The organism is Enterobacter cloacae complex sp. SYL003, assembly GCF_049236925.1.
GTDB classification, from domain to species: Bacteria; Pseudomonadota; Gammaproteobacteria; order Enterobacterales; family Enterobacteriaceae; genus Enterobacter; species Enterobacter intestinihominis.
On the sequence record NZ_JBMKJK010000002.1, the window covers coordinates 233,926 to 257,999 of the forward strand.

20 protein-coding genes and 1 pseudogene are annotated in these 24,074 nt (G+C 55.2%); 17 read left to right on the plus strand and 4 right to left on the minus strand.

The window, feature by feature from the left end:
• Positions 1-67: 67 nt before the first annotated feature.
• Together pta and ackA are read right to left on the minus strand one after the other, a co-directional pair.
• Positions 68-2,209 carry a phosphate acetyltransferase gene (pta, locus tag ACOT1A_RS03705; RefSeq protein ID WP_276169883.1) on the minus strand — a complete coding sequence of 714 codons (2,142 nt, stop codon included), beginning with the start codon at positions 2,207-2,209 and terminating at the stop codon, positions 68-70.
• A gap of 75 nt (positions 2,210-2,284) precedes the next feature.
• Positions 2,285-3,487, minus strand: coding sequence for an acetate kinase (ackA, locus tag ACOT1A_RS03710; protein WP_022648835.1), 1,203 nt, complete (start codon positions 3,485-3,487; stop codon positions 2,285-2,287).
• Between the two features lie 335 nt (positions 3,488-3,822).
• On the opposite strand from ackA, the gene yfbV reads away from it, so the two are divergent.
• The 5 genes and pseudogenes from yfbV to ACOT1A_RS03735 all read left to right on the plus strand — a co-directional run.
• Positions 3,823-4,278 (plus strand): terminus macrodomain insulation protein YfbV, encoded by a 456-nt coding sequence (yfbV, locus tag ACOT1A_RS03715; protein WP_003861459.1) that lies wholly within the window; start codon positions 3,823-3,825, stop codon positions 4,276-4,278.
• A 92-nt stretch (positions 4,279-4,370) separates the two neighbouring features.
• Positions 4,371-4,865, plus strand: coding sequence for a YfbU family protein (locus ACOT1A_RS03720; RefSeq protein WP_276169882.1), 495 nt, complete (start codon positions 4,371-4,373; stop codon positions 4,863-4,865).
• A gap of 11 nt (positions 4,866-4,876) precedes the next feature.
• Positions 4,877-5,536, plus strand: a complete 660-nt coding sequence (locus ACOT1A_RS03725) for a sugar phosphatase (protein WP_022648834.1) — start codon at positions 4,877-4,879, stop codon at positions 5,534-5,536.
• A gap of 75 nt (positions 5,537-5,611) precedes the next feature.
• Positions 5,612-7,444: an SLC13 family permease gene (locus ACOT1A_RS03730; protein WP_022648833.1), complete on the plus strand. Its 1,833-nt coding sequence runs from the start codon at positions 5,612-5,614 to the stop codon at positions 7,442-7,444.
• 124 nt (positions 7,445-7,568) lie between these two features.
• Positions 7,569-7,643 (plus strand): annotated as a pseudogene (locus ACOT1A_RS03735) (hypothetical protein); the annotation flags it as partial.
• A gap of 82 nt (positions 7,644-7,725) precedes the next feature.
• Here ACOT1A_RS03735 and yfbR read toward each other — a convergent pair.
• A complete protein-coding gene (gene yfbR, locus ACOT1A_RS03740) occupies positions 7,726-8,325 on the minus strand; it encodes a 5'-deoxynucleotidase (protein ID WP_022648832.1) in 600 nt (199 codons plus the stop codon).
• 117 nt (positions 8,326-8,442) lie between these two features.
• Positions 8,443-9,657, minus strand: a complete 1,215-nt coding sequence (gene alaA / locus ACOT1A_RS03745; RefSeq protein ID WP_022648831.1) for an alanine transaminase AlaA — start codon at positions 9,655-9,657, stop codon at positions 8,443-8,445.
• Between the two features lie 936 nt (positions 9,658-10,593).
• Between alaA and lrhA the strand changes: the two genes are divergently transcribed.
• The 12 genes from lrhA (at position 10,594) to nuoL (ending at position 24,034) form a co-directional block, all read left to right on the plus strand.
• Positions 10,594-11,532, plus strand: a complete 939-nt coding sequence (gene lrhA / locus ACOT1A_RS03750) for a transcriptional regulator LrhA (protein ID WP_032622483.1) — start codon at positions 10,594-10,596, stop codon at positions 11,530-11,532.
• Positions 11,533-12,163: 631 nt separating this feature from the next.
• Entirely contained in the window at positions 12,164-12,604 is a 441-nt protein-coding gene (gene nuoA / locus ACOT1A_RS03755; protein WP_003861475.1) for an NADH-quinone oxidoreductase subunit NuoA, read from the plus strand.
• A gap of 15 nt (positions 12,605-12,619) precedes the next feature.
• Positions 12,620-13,294: an NADH-quinone oxidoreductase subunit NuoB gene (gene nuoB, locus ACOT1A_RS03760; protein WP_003861482.1), complete on the plus strand. Its 675-nt coding sequence runs from the start codon at positions 12,620-12,622 to the stop codon at positions 13,292-13,294.
• An 89-nt stretch (positions 13,295-13,383) separates the two neighbouring features.
• On the plus strand, positions 13,384-15,186 hold the full coding sequence (gene nuoC, locus ACOT1A_RS03765) for an NADH-quinone oxidoreductase subunit C/D (RefSeq protein ID WP_276169881.1): 1,803 nt from the start codon (positions 13,384-13,386) through the stop codon (positions 15,184-15,186).
• 2 nt (positions 15,187-15,188) lie between these two features.
• Complete coding sequence (gene nuoE / locus ACOT1A_RS03770) at positions 15,189-15,689, plus strand: NADH-quinone oxidoreductase subunit NuoE (RefSeq protein ID WP_006176513.1); 501 nt, start codon at positions 15,189-15,191, stop codon at positions 15,687-15,689.
• Positions 15,686-17,023 carry an NADH-quinone oxidoreductase subunit NuoF gene (nuoF, locus tag ACOT1A_RS03775; protein WP_006811381.1) on the plus strand — a complete coding sequence of 446 codons (1,338 nt, stop codon included), beginning with the start codon at positions 15,686-15,688 and terminating at the stop codon, positions 17,021-17,023. Before nuoE ends, nuoF begins: the two co-directional genes overlap by 4 nt.
• Before the next feature lie 54 nt (positions 17,024-17,077).
• Entirely contained in the window at positions 17,078-19,801 is a 2,724-nt protein-coding gene (nuoG, locus tag ACOT1A_RS03780) for an NADH-quinone oxidoreductase subunit NuoG (protein WP_199159629.1), read from the plus strand.
• The gene (nuoH, locus tag ACOT1A_RS03785; protein WP_022648828.1) at positions 19,798-20,775 is read left to right on the plus strand and encodes an NADH-quinone oxidoreductase subunit NuoH; all 978 of its coding nucleotides are present in this window, start codon (positions 19,798-19,800) and stop codon (positions 20,773-20,775) included. The genes nuoG and nuoH overlap by 4 nt, the downstream gene beginning before the upstream one ends.
• 14 nt (positions 20,776-20,789) lie before the next feature.
• Positions 20,790-21,332, plus strand: a complete 543-nt coding sequence (gene nuoI / locus ACOT1A_RS03790; RefSeq protein WP_003861491.1) for an NADH-quinone oxidoreductase subunit NuoI — start codon at positions 20,790-20,792, stop codon at positions 21,330-21,332.
• Positions 21,333-21,342: 10 nt separating this feature from the next.
• Positions 21,343-21,897, plus strand: a complete 555-nt coding sequence (gene nuoJ / locus ACOT1A_RS03795; protein WP_006176507.1) for an NADH-quinone oxidoreductase subunit J — start codon at positions 21,343-21,345, stop codon at positions 21,895-21,897.
• Entirely contained in the window at positions 21,894-22,196 is a 303-nt protein-coding gene (nuoK, locus tag ACOT1A_RS03800) for an NADH-quinone oxidoreductase subunit NuoK (protein WP_006176506.1), read from the plus strand. Before nuoJ ends, nuoK begins: the two co-directional genes overlap by 4 nt.
• On the plus strand, positions 22,193-24,034 hold the full coding sequence (gene nuoL / locus ACOT1A_RS03805; protein ID WP_276169880.1) for an NADH-quinone oxidoreductase subunit L: 1,842 nt from the start codon (positions 22,193-22,195) through the stop codon (positions 24,032-24,034). Before nuoK ends, nuoL begins: the two co-directional genes overlap by 4 nt.
• Positions 24,035-24,074: the final 40 nt, after the last annotated feature.

The following is a 24,074-nucleotide window of genomic DNA, read 5'->3' on the forward strand; positions in this document are numbered from 1 at the left end:
TGGCGCTGGCGCTTACCGGGCCTACGGTCCTGTAGGCCGGATAAGCGAAGCGCCATCCGGCAAAACATTACTGCTGTTGCGAAGACTGGATCGCCGTCAGCGCGATGGTGTAGACGATATCGTCAACCAGCGCACCACGAGACAGGTCGTTCACAGGCTTGCGCATACCTTGCAGCATTGGCCCGATGGAGATCAGGTCTGCTGAACGCTGTACCGCTTTATAGGTGGTGTTACCGGTGTTCAGATCCGGGAAGATGAACACGGTAGCGCGACCTGCAACCGGCGAGTTAGGCGCTTTAGATTTCGCAACGTCAGCCATTACCGCGGCATCGTACTGGAGCGGGCCGTCGATCATCAGATCCGGACGTTTTTCCTGCGCAATGCGGGTTGCTTCACGGACTTTCTCTACGTCGCTGCCTGCACCAGAAGTACCGGTGGAGTAGGAGAGCATCGCGACGCGCGGTTCGATACCGAAGGCAGTCGCGGAGTCCGCAGACTGGATAGCGATTTCTGCCAGCTGCTCTGCGGTTGGGTCCGGGTTGATCGCGCAGTCGCCGTAAACGTAAACCTGTTCAGGCAGAAGCATGAAGAACACGGAGGAGACCAGAGAGCTGCCCGGTGCGGTTTTGATCAGCTGCAACGGTGGGCGGATGGTGTTCGCGGTGGTGTGAACCGCACCGGAAACCAGGCCGTCAACTTCGTCCTGCTCCAGCATCAGCGTACCCAGCACGACGTTGTCTTCCAGCTGCTCGCGCGCAACGGCTTCGGTCATGCCCTTGTTCTTACGCAGCTCAACCAGGCGGGCAACGTAGCTTTCGCGAACCACTTCCGGGTCAACGATCTCAATGCCAGCGCCCAGCTCAACGCCCTGAGACGCCGCAACGCGGTTGATCTCATCCGGGTTACCCAGCAGCACACAGGTCGCGATACCGCGCTCTGCACAGATGGCCGCCGCTTTAACGGTACGTGGTTCGTCACCTTCTGGCAGAACCACGCGTTTGCCCGCTTTACGCGCCAGCTCGGTCAGCTGGTAACGGAAGGCTGGAGGAGACAGACGACGGCTGCGCTCGGACGTCGCCGTCAGGGATTCGATCCAGTCTGCGTTGATGTAGCCCGCAACGTATTCCTGAACTTTCTCGATACGCTCGTGGTCATCAACCGGCACTTCGAGGTTGAAGCTTTGCAGGCTCAGGGAGGTCTGCCAGGTGTTGGTGTTCACCATGAATACTGGCAGGCCAGTGGCGAACGCACGTTCGCACAGCTTGCTGACGCGCGGGTCCATCTCGTAGGCACCGGTCAGCAGGATCGCACCGATTTCCACGCCGTTCATCGCAGCCAGGCACGCTGCAACCAGCACGTCTGGACGGTCAGCAGAGGTCACCAGCAGGGAACCTGCGCGGAAGTGTTCCAGCATGTGCGGAATGCTGCGCGCGCAGAAGGTCACGGACTTCACGCGGCGGGTGCTGATATCGCCTTCGTTAACGATGGTGGCATTCAGGTGACGCGCCATATCGATTGCACGGGTGGCAATCAGATCGAAGCTCCATGGCACCGCACCCAGCACCGGCAGTGGGCTGGAATCCTGCAGCTTGGCCGGGTCAACTTTGATGACTTTCGCTTTGGAAGAGTCGTCGAAGATTTCGGACAGGTCAGGACGCGTACGGCCCTGCTCATCTACTGGCGCGTTCAGCTTGTTAACAATCACGCCGGTGATGCTGGTGTTTTTTGCACCGCCGAAGCTGCTGCGCGTCAGTTCGATACGCTCTTTCAGCTGCTCTGGGGTGTCCGTGCCCTGAGACATCACGAAAACAATCTCTGCGTTCAGGGTTTTCGCGATTTCAAAGTTCAGAGACTGGGCAAACTGGTGTTTACGGGTCGGGACCAGGCCTTCAACCAGCACCACTTCAGCGTCCTGCGCGTTTGCGTGGTAGTTGGCGATGATCTCTTCCATCAGCACGTCTTTCTGGTTGCTGGAGAGCAGAGATTCAACGTGGCTCATCTTCAGCGGTTCAGCCGCTGGCAGATTGGAGTTCTTACGAACGATGGAGGTGGTCTGGTCTGGCGCATCGCCACCGGCACGTGGCTGGGCGATAGGCTTAAAGACGCTCAGACGAACGCCTTTGCGTTCCATAGCGCGGATCACGCCGAGGCTGACGCTGGTCAGGCCGACGCTGGTTCCGGTAGGGATCAGCATAATAGTACGGGACACGGTTTATCCTCTTTCGTTACCGCCGCGTTGGGCGGGCTACAAAACAGCACCGCCAGCATTGCTGGCGGTGTGGAATCAGGCAGTCAGGCGGCACGCGTCTTGCGCGATGACCAGCTCTTCGTTAGTTGGGATAACGATAGCCGGGCGGGTGCCTTCTTTGTTGATGAAGCCAGACTTGCCGAAGCGGGCAGCCAGGTTACGCTCGTGATCGACTTCGAAGCCCAGAACGCCCAGTTTGCCCAGGGACAGCTCACGTACCATTGCCGCGTTCTCACCGATGCCGCCGGTGAAGATAACCGCGTCCAGACGACCGTCCATCAGCGCGGTGTAAGAACCGATGTACTTCGCCAGACGGTGGCAGTAAACGTCCATTGCACGTTTAGCGTCAGCTTTTTCTGCGTAGTTGTCTTCAACGTAACGGCAGTCGCTGGTGACTTCGGTCAGACCCAGCAGGCCAGACTCTTTGGTCAGCATTTTGTTGATGTCGTCAACGCTCATGCCCAGGGTGTCGTGCAGGTGGAAGATGATCGCCGGGTCGATATCACCGGAACGGGTACCCATCACCAGACCTTCCAGCGGGGTCAGACCCATAGAGGTATCAACACACTTACCGTTGCGGATAGCAGAAACAGAACCACCGTTGCCCAGGTGGCAGGTGATGATGTTGACTTCTTCAACCGGCTTGTTCAGTACTTTTGCGGCTTCCTGAGTCACATAGAAGTGGCTGGTGCCGTGTGCGCCGTAGCGACGTACGCCGTGCTCTTTGTACAGGCTGTATGGCAGGGCATAGAGGTAAGACTCTTCCGGCATGGTCTGATGGAACGCGGTGTCAAACACGGCCACGTTTTTATCTTTCAGATTCGGGAAGGATTTCAGTGCTTCAGCGATACCGATCAGGTGAGCCGGGTTATGCAGCGGTGCGAAAGACGCAGAGTCTTTGATGCCCTGAATCACAGAGTCGTCGATTACCACGGAGCTGGTGTATTTTTCGCCGCCGTGGACGATACGGTGACCAATCGCAGTCAGCTGAGCAGACAGTTCTGGTTTTTGTGCCAGAATAGTGTTAACGATAAAGTTCAGCGCTTCACTGTGAGCGGCGCCTGCACCTAAAGCCGCTTCTTGTTTGCTGCCGTCCATCTTCCACTTGATACGTGCTTCAGGCAGATGGAAACATTCGGCCAAACCAGAGAGGTACTCATCACCGTTGAGCGCATCGATGATGGCGAATTTCAGTGAAGAGCTACCGCAGTTCAGAACCAGTACTAACTTACTCGACATGGAAGTACCTATAATTGATACGTGGCTAAAAAAACGTCAATGAGTCTAAAGCGTAACGCATGCTGACTCAGACATTTATGATTAACATCATGCCAAACGAACATTCTGGCAGGATGGAAGAAATACCTATGATTTTAAGCCATTTTGAACATTTTTCAGACAATGGCATAATATGCGATAATTTGACGAGTTAACGCTTCTCGTCTACGGCCTATCAGGCTGGCACAGGATACCCGATACGGGGTAGCGATGACAAAATATTTTGAACGTTGTCATAGCCTGTTGTGGTTTTGCACGAAAATTTTAATTTTTATATGTGAAGTTGAGGTACAGCCATGTCAACACCTGAAATCCCGTCCGTGAACTTTTTTAGTCTGTTTCGTCGGGGACAGCATTACGCAAAGACATGGCCGATGGAAAAGCGCCTCGCGCCCATGTTTATTGAAAATCGCACTATTCGCGCCACGCGCTATGCGATTCGCTTTATGCCCCCGATCGCTGTCTTTACTCTTTGCTGGCAAATTGCGCTGGGTGGACAGCTTGGACCTGCCGTCGCGACGGCGCTCTTTGCGTTAAGCCTGCCGATGCAGGGATTGTGGTGGTTAGGTAAACGTTCCGTCACGCCACTTCCGCCTTCTATTTTACACTGGTTTTATGAAGTGCGTGGAAAACTGGAGGAGGCCGGCCAGGCGCTCGCCCCGGTTGAAGGCAAGCCGGATTATCAGGCGCTGGCGGACACCCTCAAGCGCGCGTTTAAACAGCTTGATAAAACATTCCTCGATGACTTGTGATTGATCATCGAAACGACGACCAAAAGAAGGCACAGTAACAATCAGTTACCGTGTCTTTTTTTTACAGTGCAATGCGCTACAGGAGTCGAAAGATGGAAATGACCCATGCTCAACGTCTGATTTTGTCTAACCAGTACAAGATGATGACTATGCTTGATCCCGATAACGCTGCGCGCTACAGCCGCCTGCAAACCATTGTTGAACGTGGTTTTGGCTTGCAGATGCGCGAACTGGATCGCGAATTTGGCGAACTGAAAGAGGAAACCTGCCGTATCGTTATCGACATCATGGAGATGTACCATGCGCTGCATGTGTCCTGGATCAATCTGAAAGACCAGCAGTCCATTGACGAGCGCCGCGTAACGTTCCTGGGCTTTGATGCCGCGACAGAAGCGCGCTATCTGAGCTATGTGCGCTTTATGGTGAACACCGAAGGGCGCTACACCCATTTTGATGCGGGTACGCACGGCTTCAACGCCCAGACCCCAATGTGGGATAAGTATCAACGTATGCTGAGCGCGTGGCACGCCTGTCCGCGTCAGTACCATTTAAGCAGCAACGAAATTCAACAAATCATTAATGCCTGACGGAGGTGCGTGTGCAGTGTAAAGGTTTTCTGTTTGATCTGGACGGTACGCTGGTGGATTCGCTGCCGGTAGTGGAGCGTTCCTGGTGTCATTGGGCCGACAGGCACGGCATTGACCATCAGGATGTACTGAATTTCATCCATGGCAAACAGGCCATTACCTCATTGCGGCACTTCCTGGCGGGACGTCCTGAGGAAGAGATTCAGGCGGAGTTCAAATATCTGGAGCAGATTGAAGCTACCGACACTGAGGGCATCACCGCGCTGCCCGGTGCGCGCGAATTGCTTGAGCATCTGAATGAAGCGCAGATCCCGTGGGCTATCGTCACCTCCGGCTCGGTTCCTGTCGCGCATGCCCGCCATAAGGCGGCCGGTTTACCGACGCCGGACGTCTTCATTACCGCTGAGCGCGTAAAGCGCGGCAAGCCCGAACCGGATGCGTTTCTGCTCGGCGCTGAACTGCTCGGCCTTGCGCCAGCGGAGTGCGTGGTGGTGGAAGACGCGGCGGCAGGCGTGCTGGCCGGGCTGAACGCCGGAAGCCACGTCATTGCCGTTAACGTCCCGGCGGGGTCCCCCCGGCTGGAGGAGGCGGATTTTGTGCTTAATACTCTGACCGCCATCGACGTTTCGAAGGCATCAGACGGCGTTGTAACCGTCTCGCTAAAAATGTAATCCCATGATATAGCCCCGCATTACCGGGGCTTTTTTATGGCAGAATTGCTTCTCCTCCACTGACAAGGACATGTTGTGAACGGTGAACTGATTTGGGTCCTGAGCCTGCTGTTAATCGCCATCATTCTTTTTGCCACGGGCAAGGTGCGCATGGATGCCGTCGCCCTGTTTGTGATTGTCGCGTTCGTTCTGAGCGGTACCCTTTCCCTGCCGGAAGCCTTTTCCGGGTTTAGCGATCCCAACGTTATTTTGATTGCCGCCCTGTTTATTATTGGCGACGGGCTGGTACGCACCGGCGTGGCGACGATGATGGGGTCGTGGCTGGTTAAAGTGGCGGGCAGCAGCGAAACCAAAATGCTGATTTACCTGATGCTGACGGTCGCCGGACTGGGTGCGTTTATGAGCTCGACGGGGGTCGTGGCCATCTTTATTCCGGTTGTGCTGAGCGTCTGCATGAGGATGCAGATCTCCCCGTCGCGGCTGATGATGCCGTTGAGCTTTGCCGGGCTCATCAGCGGCATGATGACGCTGGTCGCGACGCCGCCGAACCTCGTCGTAAACAGCGAACTGATCCGTGAGGGGCTTGAGGGGTTTAGCTTTTTCAGCGTCACGCCGATCGGGCTGGTTGTACTGGTGATGGGCATTATCTATATGCTGTTGACCCGTTTCGCGCTGAAAGGGGAGAAGCAGGACAAAGCCAAAGAGGGCTGGAAGCGGCGAACTTTTCGCGATTTGATCAAAGAGTACCGTCTGACCGGGCGCGCCCGTCGGCTGGCTATCCGCCCCGGTTCGCCGATGATAGGCCAGCGGCTGGACGACCTTAAGCTACGCGAACGCTATGGCGCGAACGTCATCGGGGTTGAGCGCTGGCGTCGTTTTCGTCGGGTAATCGTTAACGTGAATGGGGTGTCAGAGTTTCGCGCTCGTGACGTCCTGCTGATTGATATGTCCACCGCGGACGTGGATCTGCGAGAGTTTTGTAGCGAGCAGCTGCTGGAGCCGATGGTGCTGCGCGGCGAGTATTTCTCCGACCGGGCGCTGGATGTGGGAATGGCCGAGGTGTCGCTGATCCCGGAATCGGAGTTATTGGGCAAAACCGTGCGCGAAATCGGCTTTCGTACCCGCTATGGCCTCAACGTGGTGGGCCTGAAGCGCGATGGCGTAGCCCTTGAAGGGGCGGTGGTGGATGAGCCGATCCTGCTGGGGGATATCTTCCTCGTGGTCGGCAACTGGAAACTGATAAGCCAGCTCGGGCAGAAAGGCCGCGATTTTGTGGTGCTGAATATGCCGATTGAAGAGAGTGACGCGTCACCGGCGCACAGTCAGGCGCCCCATGCGATTTTTTGCCTGGTTTTGATGGTCGCGTTGATGCTGACGGACGAGATCCCTAACCCGGTGGCGGCGATAATCGCCTGTCTGTTAATGGGCAAATTCCGCTGTATCGACGCCGAAAGCGCTTACAAAGCGATTCACTGGCCAAGCATCATTCTCATCGTTGGGATGATGCCCTTTGCCCTGGCGCTACAGAAAACCGGCGGGGTGGATTTGATCGTAAAAGGCTTAATGGACGCGGGCGGGGGATATGGTCCGTACCTGATGATGGTTTGCCTGTTCGTCATGTGCGCCACCATTGGTTTGTTCATCTCCAATACCGCAACGGCGGTGCTGATGGCACCTATTGCGCTGGCGATGGCAAAATCGATGGGCGTTTCGCCCTATCCGTTTGCGATGGTGGTAGCGATGGCGGCGTCCGCGGCATTTATGACGCCGGTATCTTCCCCGGTCAATACCCTGGTGCTGGGGCCGGGAAACTATCGATTCAGCGATTTTGTAAAGCTGGGCGTGCCGTTCACCGTGCTGGTGATGCTGGTATGCGTGGTGCTGATTCCGGTGTTATTCCCGTTCTGAGAACATCGCCGGGTGGCGGCTACGCCTTACCCGGCCTACGTGATTCGTAGGCCCTGCAAGCGCAGCGCCGCTGGGCGAAAAACTACAGCGGTGAATCCTTGCTAATCTCATCCAGCGACTTCGTGAAATTGGCGTGCCGTTCACCGTGCTGGTGATGCTGGTATGCGTGGTGCTGATTCCGGTGTTATTCCCGTTCTGAGAACATTGCCGGGTGGCGGCTACGCCTTACCCGGCCTACGTGATCCGTAGGCCCTGCAAGCGCAGCGCCGCTGGGCGAAAAACTACAGCGGTGAATCCTGACTGATCTCATCCAGCGACAAATGGAAGCTCGGCACAAACACCTGCATAAAGTAATCCATCTCTTCGCTACGGCGGGAGTCGAGCGTTTTCTCCAGGCGCGTTTTCGCCAGCAGGAACTCGTTATTCCCCGCGGATAACTCTTCCAGACATTTCAGGTAGGCGCACAGCGCATCGGCCTGCTTAACCAGGGATTTCTCCTCTTCCGTATACTGATGCTCGTCGATCAGTGGCCCGAAGATATCACGCAGCTCATCAGGCACCATATCGATCAGCTTCTGCTGGGCAATCTTCTCAATGGCCTTATATTCCTGGGCAATCTGCGAGTTGAAATATTTCACCGGCGTAGGCAGATCCCCGGTCAGCACTTCCGATGCATCGTGGTACAACGCCAGCAGGGCGATACGTTCGGCATTAACCTGCCCGTTGAATTTGCGGTTTTTAATTGCGGCCAGCGCATGAGCGACCATAGCAACCTGCAAACTGTGCTCAGACACATTTTCAGTGCGCACGTTGCGCATCAGCGGCCAGCGGTTGATGAGTTTCAGGCGGGAGAGGTGGGCAAAGAAATGACTCTGACTCATAGGTTACCTTATGTCTTCACTGCGACGGACTTCATTGTGCGGGGAGGGGAGGGAAGATGCAAATTTGCAGATGTTACAGGCCGGGTAAGCGCAGCGCCACCCGGCGGAAAGTCAGCGTTACTGATGGTACCCCGAGAGGAATCGCCCGAAGCGGCTGATGGCCATTTCGAGATCGTCTTCGCGCGGCAGGGTTACAATACGCACGTGATCCGGCCACGGCCAGTTAAACGCCGTCCCCTGAACCAGCAGCACTTTTTCCTGCAACAGGAAGTCGAGCACCATTTTCTGGTCGTCGTGAATATTGAAGCGCTTCGCGTCGATTTTCGGGAACATATACAGCGCGCCGTTAGGCTTCACGCAGGAGACGCCCGGAATATCATTAATTAATTCCCATGCACGGTTGCGCTGTTCATAGAGGCGGCCGCCTGGAACGATAAACTCGCTGATGCTTTGATAGCCCCCGAGTGCTGTCTGGATCGCATGTTGCGCCGGTACGTTGGCGCACAGACGCATGGATGCCAGCATCTCCAGCCCTTCAATGTAGCCTTTCGCATGTTTTTTCGGACCGTTCAGTACCATCCAGCCCTGACGGAAACCTGCAACGCGGTAAGTTTTAGACAGTCCGTTAAAGGTGACCGTCAGCAGATCGGGCGCCAGCGCGGCGATAGAGTGGTGCTGCGCCGCGTCGTACAGGATCTTGTCGTAAATCTCGTCGGCAAAGATGATCAGGTTGTGCAGGCGGGCGATCTCGACGATCTCCATCAGCAGCTCTTTTGAATAGACCGCGCCCGTCGGGTTATTCGGGTTAATGATCACGATTCCCCGGGTGCGCGGTGTTATTTTGGCGCGAATGTCATCCAGATCCGGGAACCAGTCCGACGATTCATCGCAAAGATAGTGCACCGCTTTACCGCTGGAGAGTGATACCGCAGCCGTCCACAGCGGATAGTCTGGAGCGGGAACCAGCATTTCATCGCCGCTGTTCAGGAGCGCCTGCATCGCCTGAACGATCAGCTCCGAGACACCGTTGCCAATGTAGATATCTTCAACGGTGACGTCGCGCATACCGCGAGCCTGATAATGCTGCATAATGGCTTTACGGGCGGAGTAGAGCCCTTTTGAATCGCAGTAGCCTTGTGCAGTGGGCAGGTTACGGATCACATCCACCAGGATCTCATCCGGCGCTTCAAAACCAAATGGCGCGGGGTTGCCGATGTTGAGTTTCAGGACCTTATTGCCTTCCTCTTCAAGGCGTTTTGCCTCTTTGAGTACCGGGCCACGGATGTCGTAACAGACGTTGTCGAGCTTGCTGGATTTTTCGATAGGGGACATGAACCTTTAACCTTTTCGCTATTATTGCAACTTCCTGCCGTGGAAGCAGCACGGAACAATGTACTCCCACCGCGCTTCGTTTTGAAGGGCGCACAGAAGAAGATTTTGTCCAACCAGGCAGCACTGCTGTGATTGCTTAATCTAATGATGGAGTGATTTTGCGCCTAAAATTACCGTGAAAACGCTTATTGTTGGGTTTTTTATGCTGAAAGTTTCACATAAATATTAATATTATTCTGATTTAAATAAAAAGACGATCCGGACTGAAGCGTTAGTCCCCCTGGGTGACCATTCGTAAAACCTGAATGCTGAGATACAGTTTGCTCTATTAGCAAAGCCAGGTTAAAAGTTACTCATGTGAAATTAATGTTAAGTGTTATTAATGAATGGCCTGAATCTAAATTAAACTTTATTTATTATTAACGACGAAAATGCAACTTTCGTTAATTTTAATAAAAAGAGTGTAGTTGCTTATCATTGGCGTTAAATCCGTTATATTGCAATAAGACTTATAAATATAGTGGATTTGGGTTAAGATGTGTTTTGGGAATGCAGCGTAGCGATAGGCCTGTTACGTATATCAGCTTCTGCCTTCCTGTATTAATCGATTGTTATTGTTAAAGTAATCTCTGGCTGATTGGGTAAGTCACATGTTGCTACGCTGGCAACGCTGCGATATAGATGACAGAAAACATGTCTTACTCTTAATGGAATTTACATCTACCTTCAGATAACGAAATATCCTGAACGCAAGAGAATAAAAATAACGTCATGAAACGTGATTTCTGACTGTTGATATACCAAAGTACAATAACTATCTGTCAGGCAGTCTGCCGGGCCGGGACGCGAGGGAAACTCTTCAGAAGGAATTGCTTAACTGTTACACACAGCTTCAACCCGGGCAGCTCCGCACGAGCAACCTGAAAGTGAAAAGATATGATAAATGCAAATCGTCCGATAATGAATCTCGACCTCGATCTGCTGAGAACGTTTGTTGCGGTCGCCGATCTCAACACTTTTGCAGCAGCTGCTGCCGCCGTTTGCCGTACCCAGTCCGCCGTGAGTCAGCAAATGCAGCGGCTGGAACAACTGGTTGGTAAAGAGCTTTTTGCGCGTCATGGACGTAATAAGCTTTTAACAGAACATGGTATTCAGCTTCTGGGTTATGCCAGAAAGATACTGCGCTTTAATGATGAAGCCTGTATGTCATTAATGTTTAGCAACCTTCAGGGAGTGTTAACATTAGGGGCGTCAGATGAATCAGCAGATACCATTTTGCCCTTCCTTCTCAACCGAATTAGCTCGGTTTATCCGAAGCTTGCCCTGGACGTTAGCGTTAAACGCAATGCCTTCATGGTTGAGATGCTGAAAGAAAACGAGGTTGACCTGGTGGTCACCACGCATCGACCTGGCCAGTATGACTGCCTGACGCTGCGTACTTCTCCTACGCACTGGTACTGTGCCGCGGAGTACGTATTGCAAAAAGGTGAGCCAATACCCCTGGTCCTGCTGGACGATCCTAGTCCGTTCCGCGATATGGTGCTGACTGCGCTCAACGAAGCCAGTATTCCGTGGCGCCTGGCGTACGTTGCGTCAACGTTGCCTGCGGTACGAGCGGCAGTGAAGGCCGGACTTGGCGTAACAGCCCGTCCGGTGGAGATGATGAGCCCCGATCTGCGTGTGCTGGGTCAATCTGAGGGACTCCCGTCGTTGCCGGATACGGAGTACCTGCTGTGCCATAATGCCGCCAGCAACAACGAGCTAGCGAAAGTGGTATTCGAGGCAATGGAAAACTACCACAATCCATGGCAGTACGCGCCTGTTACTCCGGAAGGAGGGGATGACTCCCTGATTGTGGAAAGGGATTTTGAGTGATCATTCCCCCAAAATTCTCGTAACAAAATGTAAGTGCAAAAAAGAGCCACTCGCATGATTTTTTCCTGCGAGTGGTTTTTTTTGCTATTCATAACCGCGAACGGAGCAGGGTTAAAGCAAATACCGCTTATTTATCAATGCAGAAAATGCTTTTGGTTAAGTTGTAAACGATACCTCTTCTAACTTGCCTAATACCCCGCCGATGTTAAAAAAACAGGAAATATGTTGCTGTTTTTTTGATTGAATTAACAAAAGCGTGTCTCAGATCAAGAAAATACTCCCATTTGGGGGGAGGAATCGTTGGCAAATCCTGTCAAAATAGGAGGGTTATTTTTTTTACTTCCAAAACGGACACGATTCAACAAGATGCATTTGACGTAAAGTCATGTACCCACCAGGGTTAAAGGGCACCAAATGTTAATGAGAATCGCACGTTGTAATTTAATGTGAAGAAACCTTTGTTAAAGTTGACAAAAGGTTATAGAAAGGAGTAAAAAACCCCATCATTTTGCTGTCTATGTCTCATTTCTGACAGTTAGTGTAAGGTTATTTTGTTCCTCCCCATGAATCGATGTGATGCCCATCTGCCAGCAAGAGCAGTGTCGTCGGTATCACTTTTGATGAGTAAGCAATGAGTATGTCAACATCCACAGAAGTCATCGCTCATCACTGGGCATTCGCAATCTTTCTTATTGTAGCCATTGGCCTGTGCTGCCTGATGTTAGTCGGCGGCTGGTTCCTGGGCGGTCGCGCCCGCGCAAGGCACAAAAACACACCTTTCGAATCAGGTATTGATTCAGTAGGTACCGCTCGCTTACGCCTGTCTGCCAAGTTCTACCTGGTAGCCATGTTCTTCGTCATTTTCGACGTGGAAGCGCTTTACCTCTTCGCGTGGTCTACCTCCATTCGCGAAAGTGGTTGGGTGGGCTTTGTCGAGGCCGCAATTTTCATTTTAGTGTTACTGGCCGGTCTGGTTTATCTGGTGCGTATTGGCGCGCTGGACTGGACACCTGTGCGTTCACGCCGTGAACACATCAACCCGGAAAACAGTATCTCTAATCGTCAGCAGTAACAGCGAGGCAATAAGATGGATTATACGCTCACCCGCATAGATCCTAACGGTGAGAATGACCGTTACCCCCTGCAAAAACAGGAGATCGTAACCGACCCCCTGGAGCAAGAAGTCAACAAAAGCGTGTACATGGGCAAACTCGAACATGCCATGCACGATATGGTCAACTGGGGCCGTAAGAACTCCATCTGGCCATACAACTTTGGCCTTTCTTGCTGCTACGTTGAAATGGTGACGTCATTCACTGCGGTGCATGACGTTGCGCGTTTTGGGGCCGAGGTACTGCGTGCTTCTCCACGTCAGGCTGACCTGATGGTGGTGGCCGGGACCTGCTTTACCAAGATGGCACCGGTTATTCAGCGTCTTTATGACCAGATGCTGGAGCCAAAATGGGTTATCTCCATGGGCGCATGTGCAAACTCCGGCGGTATGTACGACATTTATTCCGTTGTGCAGGGCGTTGATAAGTTCATTCCGGTGGATGTGTACATCCCGGGCTGCCCGCCGCGTCCAGAAGCCTATATGCAGGCGCTGATGCTGCTGCAGGAGTCAATCGGTAAAGAACGCCGTCCGCTCTCCTGGGTTGTTGGCGATCAAGGTGTCTATCGCGCGAACATGCAGTCTGAGCGCGAGCGTAAACGTGGTGAACGTATTGCCGTCACCAACCTGCGTACGCCTGACGAAATTTAATTTGCGCCTGTGGGCCTGGAGAACACCTTCGCATATCACTACTCAAATAGCGCGAAGCCAGGCTTAACAGTCACCACGGACCATTTGCAATGGTGAACAATATGACCGACTTAACCGCGCAAGAAGCCGCCTGGCAGACCCGGGATCATCTCGATGACCCCGTCATTGGCGAACTGCGCAACCGTTTTGGGCCGGATGCCTTTACTGTTCAGGCCACCCGCACCGGGGTACCCGTTGTTTGGGTGAAGCGTGAGCAATTACTGGAAGTTGTCGATTTCCTCAAGAAATTGCCAAAACCTTACGTCATGCTGTTTGACTTACACGGCATGGACGAACGTCTGAGAACGCACCGCCAGGGTCTCCCTGCTGCGGATTTTTCCGTTTTCTACCACCTGATCTCAATAGAACGCAACACGGATATCATGCTCAAGGTGGCATTGTCTGAAAACGACATGCATCTGCCGACGATCACCAAACTTTTCCCGAACGCTAACTGGTACGAGCGTGAAACCTGGGAAATGTTCGGCATGACCTTCGACGGCCACCCGCATCTGACGCGCATCATGATGCCGCAGACCTGGACCGGCCACCCGCTGCGTAAAGACTACCCGGCACGCGCCACCGAATTCGACCCGTTTGAGCTGACCAAAGCCAAGCAGGATCTGGAGATGGAAGCGCTGACCTTCAAGCCGGAAGACTGGGGCATGAAGCGCGGCACCGAAAACGAGGACTTCATGTTCCTTAACCTCGGTCCAAACCACCCGTCTGCGCACGGTGCATTCCGTATTATTCTTCAGCTTGACGGCGAAGAGATTGTCGACTGCGTGCCTGACATCGGCTACCACCACCGTGGTGCTGAGAAGATGGGCGAGCGTCAGTCCTGGCACAGCTACATTCCGTATACCGACCGTATCGAATACCTCGGCGGCTGCGTAAACGAGATGCCATACGTGCTGGCTGTTGAGAAACTGGCAGGCATCACCGTCCCGGATCGCGTTAATGTGATTCGCGTGATGCTGTCTGAACTGTTCCGTATTAACAGCCACCTGCTGTACATCTCCACGTTCATTCAGGACGTCGGCGCGATGACGCCGGTCTTCTTCGCCTTTACCGACCGTCAGAAAATCTACGATCTGGTGGAAGCGATTACCGGTTTCCGTATGCACCCGGCCTGGTTCCGCATCGGCGGCGTGGCGCACGATCTGCCGCGCGGCTGGGACCGCCTGCTGCGTGAATTCCTCGACTGGATGCCGAAACGTCTGGCGTCTTACGAGAAAGCCGCGCTGCGTAACTCCATCCTGAAAGGCCGCTCCCAGGGCGTTGCCGCCTACGGCGCGAAAGAGGCGCTGGAGTGGGGAACCACAGGTGCTGGCCTGCGTGCGACCGGTATTGATTTCGACGTGCGTAAAGCCCGTCCTTACTCTGGCTACGAGAACTTCGACTTTGAAGTCCCGGTTGGCGGCGGCGTTTCCGACTGCTACACCCGCGTGATGCTGAAAGTGGAAGAGCTGCGCCAGAGCCTGCGCATCCTTGAGCAGTGCCTCAACAACATGCCGGAAGGCCCGTTCAAGGCGGATCACCCGCTGACGACGCCGCCACCGAAAGAGCGCACGCTGCAACATATCGAAACCCTGATCACCCACTTCTTGCAGGTTTCCTGGGGCCCGGTCATGCCGGCACAAGAATCCTTCCAGATGATTGAAGCGACCAAGGGTATCAACAGCTACTACCTCACCAGCGACGGCAGCACCATGAGCTACCGTACCCGCGTGCGTACGCCAAGCTTTGCGCACCTGCAGCAGATCCCGGCCGCTATTCGCGGCAGTCTGGTCTCCGACCTGATTGTGTATCTGGGTAGTATCGATTTTGTTATGTCAGATGTGGACCGCTAATTATGCACGAGAATCAACAACCACAAACCGAGGCTTTTGAGCTGAGTGAAGCAGAGCGTGCCGCCATTGAGCACGAGATGCACCACTACGAAGACCCGCGTGCGGCGTCCATTGAAGCGCTGAAAATCGTACAGAAACAGCGTGGTTGGGTGCCGGATGGGGCGATCTATGAGATCGCAAAAGTGCTGGGCATTCCGGCAAGTGACGTAGAAGGCGTAGCCACGTTCTACAGCCAGATCTTCCGTCAGCCGGTCGGCCGCCATGTGATCCGCTACTGTGACAGCGTTGTCTGCCACATTACCGGTTATCAGGGCATTCAGGCTGCGATTGAGAAGAAACTTAATATTAAGCCGGGCCAGACCACGTTCGACGGACGCTTTACCCTGCTGCCAACCTGCTGCCTGGGTAACTGCGACAAGGGACCGACCATGATGATTGATGAGGACACTCACAGCCATCTGACGCCGGAAGCGATTCCTGACCTGCTGGAGCAGTACAAATGAAAACTGTAATTCGTACTGCTGAGACGCATCCGCTGACCTGGCGTCTGCGCGATGACAAACAGCCGGTCTGGCTCGACGAATATCAGAGCAAAAACGGCTATGCCGGTGCGCGTAAAGCCCTCGGCGGCATGGCGCCAGACGACATCGTTAATGCGGTAAAAGATTCTGGCCTGAAAGGGCGCGGCGGTGCGGGCTTCTCCACCGGTCTGAAGTGGAGCCTGATGCCGAAAGATGAATCCATGAACATCCGTTACCTGCTGTGTAACGCCGATGAAATGGAGCCGGGTACCTATAAAGACCGCCTGCTGATGGAACAACTGCCGCACCTGCTGGTGGAAGGCATGCTGATCTCAGCGTTCGCGCTGAAAGCGTACCGTGGCTACATCTTCCTGCGCGGTGAATACATCGAAGCGGCTGAAAACCTGCGTCGCGCGATTGCCGAAGCCACTGAAGCCGGACTGCTGGGTAAAAACATCCTGGGCACCGGGTTTGACTTCGAGCTATTCGTGCACACCGGTGCCGGGCGTTATATCTGCGGTGAAGAAACCGCGCTGATTAACTCCCTGGAAGGCCGCCGCGCGAACCCGCGCTCCAAGCCACCGTTCCCGGCAAGCTCCGGCGTGTGGGGTAAACCGACCTGTGTAAACAACGTCGAAACCCTGTGTAACGTTCCGGCTATCCTTGCGAACGGCGTGGAGTGGTATCAGGGCATCTCATCAAGTAAAGATGCCGGTACCAAGCTGATGGGCTTCTCCGGTCGCGTGAAGAATCCTGGCGTCTGGGAGCTGCCGTTCGGCACCACCGCACGTGAAATTCTTGAAGACTACGCCGGCGGCATGCGCGATGGCCTGAAATTCAAAGCCTGGCAGCCGGGTGGGGCAGGGACAGACTTCTTAACCGAAGCCCACCTTGACCTGCCAATGGAGTTCGAAAGCATTGGTAAAGCAGGCAGCCGTCTGGGTACCGCGCTGGCGATGGCCGTCGACCACGAGATCGGCATGGTATCCCTGGTGCGTAACCTGGAAGAGTTCTTCGCCCGCGAGTCCTGCGGCTGGTGTACACCATGCCGTGACGGTCTGCCGTGGAGCGTGAAGATCCTGCGCGCTATCGAACGTGGCGAAGGCCAGCCTGGCGATATCGAGACACTTGAGCAACTGTGTCGATTCTTAGGGCCAGGTAAAACCTTCTGTGCTCACGCACCGGGTGCCGTCGAGCCGCTGCAGAGCGCGATTAAATATTTCCGCGACGAATTCGAAGCAGGCATCAAGCAGCCGTTCAGCAATACCCATTCTATCAATGGTATTCAGCCGAACCTGCTGAAAGCACGCTGGTAAAAACAGAATTTTGATTAACGCTCGGTTTCGGCCGAGCCAACTGGAAGCATGCTAATGGCTACGATTCATGTAGACGGCAAAGAATACGAAGTCAACGGGGCGGACAACCTGCTGGAAGCTTGTCTGTCTCTTGGCCTCGATATTCCGTACTTTTGCTGGCATCCGGCGCTGGGCAGCGTCGGTGCTTGCCGCCAGTGTGCGGTGAAGCAATATCAAAACGCGGAAGACACGCGTGGTCGACTGGTGATGTCCTGTATGACGCCAGCCACCGAAGGCACTTTTATTTCGATTGATGACGAAGAAGCCAAACAGTTCCGCGAAAGCGTAGTGGAGTGGTTGATGACCAACCACCCACACGACTGTCCGGTGTGTGAGGAGGGTGGTAACTGCCACCTTCAGGATATGACCGTCATGACCGGTCACAGCTTCCGTCGCTATCGCTTTACCAAGCGTACCCACCGAAATCAGGATCTGGGGCCGTTCATCTCTCACGAAATGAACCGCTGCATCGCCTGCTACCGCTGCGTGCGTTACTACAAAGATTATGCAGACGGTCAGGATCTGGGCGTGTATGGCGCGCATGACAACGTTTACTTCGGTCGTCCGGAAGACGGTACGCTTGAAAGCGAATTCTCCGGTAACCTGGTAGAAATCTGCCCGACCGGCGTGTTCACGGATAAAACCCACTCCGAGCGTTACAACCGTAAATGGGACATGCAGTTTGCGCCAAGCATCTGCCAGCAGTGCTCCCTCGGCTGTAACACCAGCCCGGGTGAACGTTACGGTGAACTGCGTCGTATCGAAAACCGTTACAACGGTACCGTTAATCACTACTTCCTCTGCGATCGCGGTCGTTTTGGCTATGGCTATGTGAACCTGAAAGACCGTCCGCGTCAGCCGGTTCAGCGCCGTGGCGACGACGTCATTACCCTCAACGCTGAACAGGCGATGCAGGGCGCGGCAGATATTCTGCGCCAGTCGAAGAAAGTGATCGGCATCGGCTCCCCGCGCGCCAGCATCGAAAGCAACTTCGCGCTGCGCGAGCTGGTTGGGGCGGAAAACTTCTATACCGGTATCGCCCATGGCGAGCAGGAACGTCTGCAACTGGTGCTGAAAGTGCTGCGTGAAGGCGGTGTACATACGCCTGCGCTGCGCGAAATCGAATCCTATGATGCGGTTCTGGTGCTCGGGGAAGACCTGACGCAGACCGGCGCACGCGCGGCTCTGGCGGTTCGTCAGGCGGTGAAGGGTAAAGCACGTGAAATGGCAGCGGCGCAGAAAGTGGCTGACTGGCAGATTGCGGCGATCCTCAACATCGGCCAGCGCGCGAAGCATCCTCTGTTTGTGACTAACGTCGACAACACCCGTCTGGACGATATCGCCGCGTGGACCTACTGCGCACCGGTTGAAGATCAGGCGCGCCTCGGCTTTGCCATTGCCCACGCGCTGGACAGCAACTCGCCGGCCGTTGAACTGGATCGCGACCTGCAGAACAAGGTCGACGTGATTGCTCAGGCGCTGGCGGGGGCGAAGAAACCTCTGATTATTTCCGGTACCAACGCCGGTAGCGCTGAAATCATTCAGGCCGCAGCGAACGTTGCCAAAGCCCTGAAGGGCCGTGGCGCTGACGTCGGTGTGACCATGATTGCCCGTGCGGTGAACAGCATCGGACTGGGCATGATTGGCGGCGGCTCGCTGGAAGAAGCGTTAAGCGAACTGGAATCCGGTTCTGCTGATGCGGTGGTAGTGCTGGAAAATGACCTGCATCGCCACGCTTCCGCCGCTCGCGTTGACGCCGCGCTCTCCAAAGCACCGCTGGTGATGGTTATCGACCATCAGCGCACCGCGATCATGGACAAAGCACACCTGGTGCTCTCTGCTGCAAGCTTCGCAGAAAGCGACGGGACGGTGATCAACAACGAAGGCCGCGCACAGCGCTTCTTCCAGGTTTATGACCCGGCCTACTACGACAGCAACACCGTGATGCTGGAAAGCTGGCGCTGGCTGCACTCTCTGCACAGCACCGTGCAGAGCCGTGAAGTGGACTGGACGCAGCTCGACCACGTTATCGACGCGGTTGTTGAGAAACTGCCTCAGTTGGCGGGCATTAAAGACGCCGCGCCTGACGCAAGCTTCCGTATTCGCGGCCAGAAACTGGCGCGTGAGCCGCACCGCTACAGCGGTCGTACTGCGATGCGTGCCAATATCAGCGTGCACGAACCGCGTCAGCCGCAGGATAAAGACACCATGTTCGCCTTCTCGATGGAAGGGAACAACCAGCCGTCTGCGCCGCGTTCGCAAATCCCGTTTGCATGGGCACCGGGCTGGAACTCCCCGCAGGCATGGAACAAATTCCAGGCTGAAGTGGGTGGTCATCTGCGCCACGGCGATCCGGGCGTGCGTCTGATTGAAGCCTCCGAAACCGATCTGGACTTCTTCTCTACCGTTCCGGAACGTTTCCAGGCTCAGGAAGGCCACTGGCGTATTGCGCCGTACTACCATCTGTTCGGTAGCGACGAAATGTCCCAGCGTTCTCCGGTATTCCAGCAGCGTATGCCGCAGCCGTACATCAAGCTCAACCCGGCGGATGCCGCGAAGCTTGGCGTTAACGCGGGTGCGAACATTGCCTTTAGCTACGACGGCCAGACAATCAGCCTGCCGCTGATTATTTCTGAAAGCCTGTCAGCAGGGCAGGTGGGTCTGCCGATGGGTATGCCTGGCATCGCGCCGGTCCTGGCGGGTGCGCATCTTGATAACCTTCAGGAGGCAAAAGCATGAGTTGGTTAACGCCGGATCTTATCGACATCCTGCTGAGCATTCTGAAAGCGGTCGTCATTCTGCTGGTGGTCGTCACCTGCGGCGCGTTCATGAGCTTTGGTGAACGTCGTCTGCTCGGTCTGTTCCAGAACCGTTACGGACCGAACCGCGTGGGCTGGGGTGGTTCACTCCAGCTGGTGGCGGACATGATCAAGATGTTCTTTAAAGAGGACTGGGTTCCGCGCTTCTCGGACCGCGTGATCTTTACGCTGGCGCCGATGATCGCCTTTACCTCGCTGCTGCTGGCGTTTGCTATCGTTCCCGTCAGCCCGACCTGGGTGGTGGCTGACCTGAACATCGGCATTCTGTTCTTCCTGATGATGGCAGGCCTCGCGGTGTACGCGGTGCTGTTCGCAGGCTGGTCCAGTAACAACAAATACTCGCTGCTGGGTGCGATGCGTGCTTCCGCGCAGACGCTGAGCTACGAAGTGTTCCTGGGACTCTCCCTGATGGGCGTGGTGGCGCAGGCCGGTTCATTCAACATGACCGACATCGTCAACAACCAGGCCGACATCTGGAACGTTATCCCGCAGTTCTTTGGTTTTGTGACCTTTGCTATCGCGGGCGTGGCGGTGTGTCACCGTCACCCGTTTGACCAGCCAGAAGCCGAACAGGAACTGGCCGACGGTTACCACATTGAATATTCCGGTATGAAATTCGGTCTGTTCTTCGTGGGCGAGTACATCGGTATCGTCACCATTTCCGCGTTGATGGTAACGCTGTTCTTTGGTGGCTGGCATGGCCCGTTCTTACCGCCGTTCATCTGGTTCGCGCTGAAAACCGCGTTCTTCATGATGATGTTCATTTTGATTCGTGCGTCCTTACCGCGTCCGCGTTATGACCAGGTAATGTCCTTCGGCTGGAAAGTGTGCCTGCCGCTGACGCTCGTCAACTTGTTGGTAACGGCGGCTGTCATTCTCTGGCAGCAGCCATAAGGGGCTTTGAGATCATGACCTTAAAAGAATTACTCGTAGGCTTTGGCACCCAGGTACGCAGTATCTGGATGATCGGCCTGCACGCGTTTGCCAAACGCGAAACCCGGATGTATCCGGAAGAGCCGGTATATCTGCCGCCGCGCTACCGTGGCCGTATCGTGCTGACGCGCGACCCGGACGGTTCCGAGCGCTGCGTAGCCTGTAACCTGTGTGCGGTAGCGTGTCCGGTAGGCTGTATCTCTCTGCAGAAAGCCGAGACGGTAGACGGCCGCTGGTACCCTGAGTTCTTCCGCATCAACTTCTCACGCTGCATTTTCTGCGGTCTGTGTGAAGAAGCGTGCCCAACCACGGCGATTCAGCTGACTCCAGACTTCGAGCTGGGTGAGTACAAGCGTCAGGACCTGGTGTACGAGAAAGAGGATCTGCTGATTTCCGGTCCGGGCAAATACCCGGAATATAACTTCTACCGGATGGCGGGTATGGCAATCGACGGCAAAGATAAGGGCGAAGCAGAGAACGAAGCTAAGCCTATCGACGTCAAGAGCCTGTTACCGTAAGGAGAGGGCAATGGAATTCGCTTTTTATATCTGTGGCCTTATCGCCATCCTGGCTACGCTGCGAGTGATCACGCACACCAATCCGGTGCATGCGTTGCTGTATTTAATCATTTCGCTGCTGGCTATTTCCGGGGTGTTCTTTGCGCTGGGCGCGCACTTCGCCGGTGCGCTGGAAATTATCGTCTACGCGGGTGCCATTATGGTGCTGTTCGTGTTCGTGGTGATGATGCTCAACCTGGGCGGCTCTGAAATTGAACAGGAACGTCAATGGTTAAAACCGCAGGTGTGGATTGGTCCGGCAATTTTGTCGGCCATCATGCTGGTGGTGATTGTTTACGCTATTCTGGGCGTTAACGACCAGGGCATTGACGGCACGCCAATCAGCGCCAAGGCTGTTGGTATTGCGCTGTTTGGTCCGTACGTTCTGGCGGTTGAACTGGCCTCTATGCTGCTGCTGGCGGGCCTGGTTGTTGCCTTCCACGTCGGTCGCGAAGAACGTGTTGGTGAGGTGCTGAGCAACCGCACTGATGACCGTGCGAAAAGAAAAACGGAGGAGCGCGCATGATCCCCTTAACACATGGACTGATCCTCGCTGCGATTTTGTTCGTTCTGGGCTTAACCGGTCTGGTTATCCGCCGCAATCTGCTGTTTATGCTGATCGGTCTGGAAATCATGATCAACGCTTCCGCGCTGGCCTTTGTGGTCGCCGGCAGCTACTGGGGCCAGGCCGACGGTCAGGTGATGTACATTCTCGCCATCAGCCTCGCGGCTGCCGAAGCGAGTATTGGCCTGGCGCTGTTGCTGCAGCTCCATCGTCGCCGCCAGAACCTGAACATCGATTCAGTAAGTGAGTTGCGTGGATGAACATGCTTGCCTTAACCATTATTTTTCCGCTGATTGGCTTCGTGCTGCTGGCATTTTCTCGCGGCCGCTGGTCTGAGAATCTGTCTGCCACCGTGGGCATTGGCTCAATCGGTCTGGCTGCGCTGGTGACAGCGTATGCGGGTATCGATTTCTTTAACAATGGACGTCAGGCCTACAGCGTGCCGCTGTGGAACTGGATGTCGGTCGGTAACTTCAACATCGGTTTCAACCTGGTGCTGGATGGTCTGTCTCTGACCATGCTCTCCGTGGTCACCGGCGTCGGCTTCCTGATCCACATGTTCGCCTCCTGGTATATGCGCGGCGAAGAGGGTTACTCCCGCTTCTTCGCCTATACCAACCTGTTTATCGCCAGCATGGTGGTTCTGGTACTGGCCGATAACCTGCTGCTGATGTATCTGGGCTGGGAAGGCGTGGGTCTGTGCTCTTACCTGCTGATCGGTTTCTACTACACCGATCCGAAGAATGGCGCAGCGGCCATGAAAGCGTTCGTCGTGACCCGTGTGGGTGACGTCTTCCTCGCTTTCGCGCTGTTCATTCTCTACAACGAACTGGGCACGCTGAACTTCCGCGAAATGGTGGAACTGGCGCCAGCGCACTTCGAAGCAGGCAACAACATGCTGTGGTGGGCAACGCTGATGCTGCTGGGTGGTGCTGTGGGTAAATCCGCACAGCTGCCGTTGCAGACATGGCTTGCCGACGCGATGGCGGGTCCAACCCCTGTCTCCGCGCTGATCCACGCCGCGACCATGGTCACCGCCGGTGTCTACCTGATTGCGCGTACCCATGGCCTGTTCCTGATGACCCCGGAAATTCTGCATCTGGTGGGTATCGTCGGTGCGGTTACGCTGGTGCTGGCAGGCTTTGCCGCGCTGGTGCAGACCGACATCAAACGCGTTCTCGCGTACTCCACCATGAGCCAGATTGGTTACATGTTCCTGGCGCTGGGCGTGCAGGCGTGGGACGCAGCCATTTTCCACCTGATGACGCACGCGTTCTTTAAAGCGCTGCTGTTCCTCTCATCCGGTTCGGTGATCCTGGCCTGCCACCACGAGCAGAATATCTTCAAAATGGGCGGACTGCGTAAGTCCATCCCGCTGGTCTATGTCTGCTTCCTGGTAGGCGGCGCGGCGCTGGCGGCACTGCCGCTGATTACCGCAGGCTTCTTCAGTAAGGATGAAATCCTGGCGGGCGCCATGGCGAATGGTCATATCAATCTGATGGTTGCGGGTCTGGTCGGTGCGTTTATGACCTCCCTGTACACCTTCCGTATGATTTTCATCGTCTTCCACGGTAAAGAACAAATTCACGCTCACGCAGGGAAGGGGATTACCCACCACCTGCCGCTGATTGTGCTGCTGGTACTCTCCACCTTCGTTGGCGCGATGATTGTGCCACCGTTGCAGGGCGTACTGCCGGCAACAACCGAGCTTGAGCACGGTCGCGTTCTGACGCTTGAAATCACCTCCGGCGTTGTGGCTATCGCGGGCATCCTGATTGCCGCATGGCTGTGGCTGGGCAAACGCACGCTGGTGACTGCCGTTGCCAACAGCGCGCCGGGCCGTCTGCTGGGCACCTGGTGGTACAACGCATGGGGCTTCGACTGGCTGTACGACCTGATCTTCGTGAAGCCGTTCCTGGGCATTGCGTGGCTGTTGAAGCGCGATCCGCTGAACAGCCTGATGAATATCCCGGCGATCCTCTCTCGCTTTGCAGGTAAAGGCCTGCTGTACAGCGAGAACGGCTATCTGCGCTGGTATGTGGCATCCATGAGCATCGGTGCGGTTGTCGTGCTGGCGCTGCTGATGGTGTTGCGATAGTGGTTTTTGCCCGGTGGCGCTGCGCTTACCGGGCCTACGA